Annotated in this window: 2 tRNA genes and 2 rRNA genes (1 of these 4 cut by a window edge); all 4 read right to left on the bottom strand. The window is 47.2% G+C overall.

The window, feature by feature from the left end:
- Positions 1 to 706 (bottom strand): 23S ribosomal RNA (locus LLW17_RS18700); it reaches 2,113 nt to the left of the window's first position.
- 228 nt (positions 707 to 934) lie between these two features.
- Positions 935 to 1,008: transfer RNA gene (locus LLW17_RS18705), tRNA-Ala, on the bottom strand.
- 202 nt (positions 1,009 to 1,210) lie between these two features.
- Positions 1,211 to 1,284 (bottom strand) — tRNA-Ile (locus LLW17_RS18710).
- Between the two features lie 135 nt (positions 1,285 to 1,419).
- Positions 1,420 to 2,947 (bottom strand): 16S ribosomal RNA (locus tag LLW17_RS18715).
- Together the 16S and 23S rRNA genes with 2 tRNA genes alongside form the textbook arrangement of a ribosomal RNA operon.
- Positions 2,948 to 3,239 lie beyond the last annotated feature (292 nt).

The following is a 3,239-nucleotide window of genomic DNA, read 5'->3' on the forward strand; positions in this document are numbered from 1 at the left end:
CACGGTTTCGCGTCTACTCAACCTAACTAAACGCCCTATTCAGACTCGCTTTCGCTACGGATCCGATGCTGAACATCTTAACCTTGCTAGATAAAGTAACTCGTAGGCTCATTATGCAAAAGGCACGCCGTCACCCCCAAAGGGGCTCCGACCGCTTGTAAGCGTATGGTTTCAGGGTCTATTTCACTCCCTTGTTCAGGGTTCTTTTCACCTTTCCCTCACGGTACTGGTTCACTATCGGTCTCTCAGGAGTATTTAGCCTTAGCGGATGGTCCCGCCAGATTCATACAGGGTTTCACGTGCCCCGCACTACTCAGGATACCACTATCTATTACGCTCTTTACCTATACCGGGCTATCACCGTCTATGGCCACGCTTTCCAACGTGTTCTAATTCATCGCGCATAAAATGTTGTGGTCCTACAACCCCGGTCCTGCCGTAACAGAACCGGTTTGGGCTAATCCGAGTTCGCTCGCCGCTACTATCGGAATCACTTTTGTTTTCTCTTCCTCCGGGTACTTAGATGTTTCAGTTCCCCGGGTTTGCCTCCTTGCGGATACTATACCTTCAGTATAGTGGGTTGCCCCATTCGGATATCTGCGGATCAATTTGTATGTGCCAATCCCCGCAGCTTTTCGCAGCTTATCACGTCCTTCTTCGCCTCTGAGAGCCTAGGCATTCCCCATACGCCCTTATTTAGCTTATTGTACTTCTTGCTCTTATAAGGACTATAGTATTGCTACTAAGCCTTTTATTATTGTATTCTAATGAGTTCTATCTATAATATATAATTAACTATCACTAGCTAACTAAAAATTTGTTTCTCTCGTATTCTTATTATTTCCCAATATGTCAATGAACGTTCTGCCCCCTAGCCCCCAAAGGGGGAACTAAGCTTTAAACCCTCCCCCATTCGGGGGTCGGGGGGCTTTTGTGGAGAATATCGGAGTCGAACCGATGACCTCCTGCGTGCAAGGCAGGCGCTCTAGCCAGCTGAGCTAATCCCCCATTTCTTATAGCCGGCAGTTTCAGTATTCAGTACACAGTCTATGATTACTGCTAACTGTTGCTGCTTACTGCAAACTGGGTTACCCAACTTCTAAAATTTCCTTCAATATCTGTTTATGAACTTCCTCTAAAACCAAAGTCTGTGACTTTAATCTTAAAGATATCCGCCTGCGCGGATATACTTCGTACCTTCGGTACTCAGTAGTCTCAGGCAGACTCGAACTGCCGACCTCTACATTATCAGTGTAGCGCTCTAACCAGCTGAGCTATGAGACTGTCCTATTGATCAATTGAATGATCCCGATTTGTATCGGGACCATCAACTGAAAAATATCTTGAATTGACAACTAAAACTAAAACGAGTCCTTTCCTTATAGTCGTGTCTTTGTCTGCTAAGCAGCAAAGCTCTAGAAAGGAGGTGTTCCAGCCGCACCTTCCGGTACGGCTACCTTGTTACGACTTAGCCCCAGTTACCGGTCTTACCCTAGGCCGCTCCTTGCGGTGACGGACTTCAGGTACCCCCAGCTTCCATGGCTTGACGGGCGGTGTGTACAAGGCCCGGGAACGTATTCACCGCATCATGGCTGATATGCGATTACTAGCGATTCCAGCTTCACGGGGTCGAGTTGCAGACCCCGATCCGAACTGTGATAGGTTTTATAGATTCGCTCCCCCTTGCGAGGTGGCTGCTCTCTGTACCTACCATTGTAGCACGTGTGTGGCCCAGGACGTAAGGGCCGTGATGATTTGACGTCATCCCCACCTTCCTCACAGTTTGCACTGGCAGTCTGGCTAGAGTTCCCGACTTGACTCGCTGGCAACTAACCACAGGGGTTGCGCTCGTTATAGGACTTAACCTGACACCTCACGGCACGAGCTGACGACAACCATGCAGCACCTTGTAATCTGTCCGAAGAAAAAGGTGTTTCCACCCCTGTCAGACTACATTTAAGCCCTGGTAAGGTTCCTCGCGTATCATCGAATTAAACCACATGCTCCACCGCTTGTGCGGGCCCCCGTCAATTCCTTTGAGTTTCATTCTTGCGAACGTACTCCCCAGGTGGGTTACTTATCACTTTCGCTTGGCCACCCAGCTCTCAATTGAGCCGGACAGCTAGTAACCATCGTTTACGGCGTGGACTACCAGGGTATCTAATCCTGTTCGCTCCCCACGCTTTCGTCCATCAGTGTCAATATATTGTTAGTAACCTGCCTTCGCAATCGGTATTCTATGTAATATCTATGCATTTCACCGCTACACTACATATTCTAGTTACTTCACAACAATTCAAGACTAACAGTATCAATGGCAATTCTACAGTTAAGCTGCAGACTTTCACCACTGACTTATTAGTCCACCTACGGACCCTTTAAACCCAATGATTCCGGATAACGCTTGCACCCTCCGTATTACCGCGGCTGCTGGCACGGAGTTAGCCGGTGCTTATTCTTACGGTACCGTCATCGTGCTATACATAACACTTATTCTTCCCGTATAAAAGCAGTTTACAACCCATAGGGCAGTCTTCCTGCACGCGGCATGGCTGGATCAGGCTTTCGCCCATTGTCCAATATTCCTCACTGCTGCCTCCCGTAGGAGTCTGGTCCGTGTCTCAGTACCAGTGTGGGGGATCTCCCTCTCAGGACCCCTACCTATCGTTGCCTAGGTGTGCCGTTACCACACCTACTAGCTAATAGGACGCATGCTCATCTTGTACCGTAACCTTTACTATATAAATGATGCCATCAATATAGACTATGGAGGATTAATCCAAGTTTCCCTGGGCTATACTCCAGTACAAGGCAGATTGCATACGCGTTACGCACCCGTGCGCCACTCGTCAGCAGAAAAGCAAGCTTTTCCCTGTTACCGTTCGACTTGCATGTGTTAGGCCTGCCGCTAGCGTTCATCCTGAGCCAGGATCAAACTCTTCATCGTAGTGTCTTATATAATATCCCACGATATAAGGAAATTTAATCACCTTCTTATCTCTAAGAAAGCTCAAAATGGTCGTTCTAATTTTAATTCAATCCCGATATAAAATCGGGACGCGTTGTCAATTCAATATGTCAAATAACTTTTCTCCTAATATCTCAAGAAGAAATTTTCTTGCTAAGTGTAAGGGAATCGAACCCTATTTCTAAATCACCAAATCACTCTATTTCATCGTGCGTTGCTCTCTGCGAAAGCGGCTGCAAATATACAACCTTTTTTCTTTGCCAAACAAGAA

The organism is Leeuwenhoekiella parthenopeia (assembly GCF_020782115.1).
Taxonomy (GTDB): domain Bacteria; phylum Bacteroidota; class Bacteroidia; order Flavobacteriales; family Flavobacteriaceae; genus Leeuwenhoekiella; species Leeuwenhoekiella parthenopeia.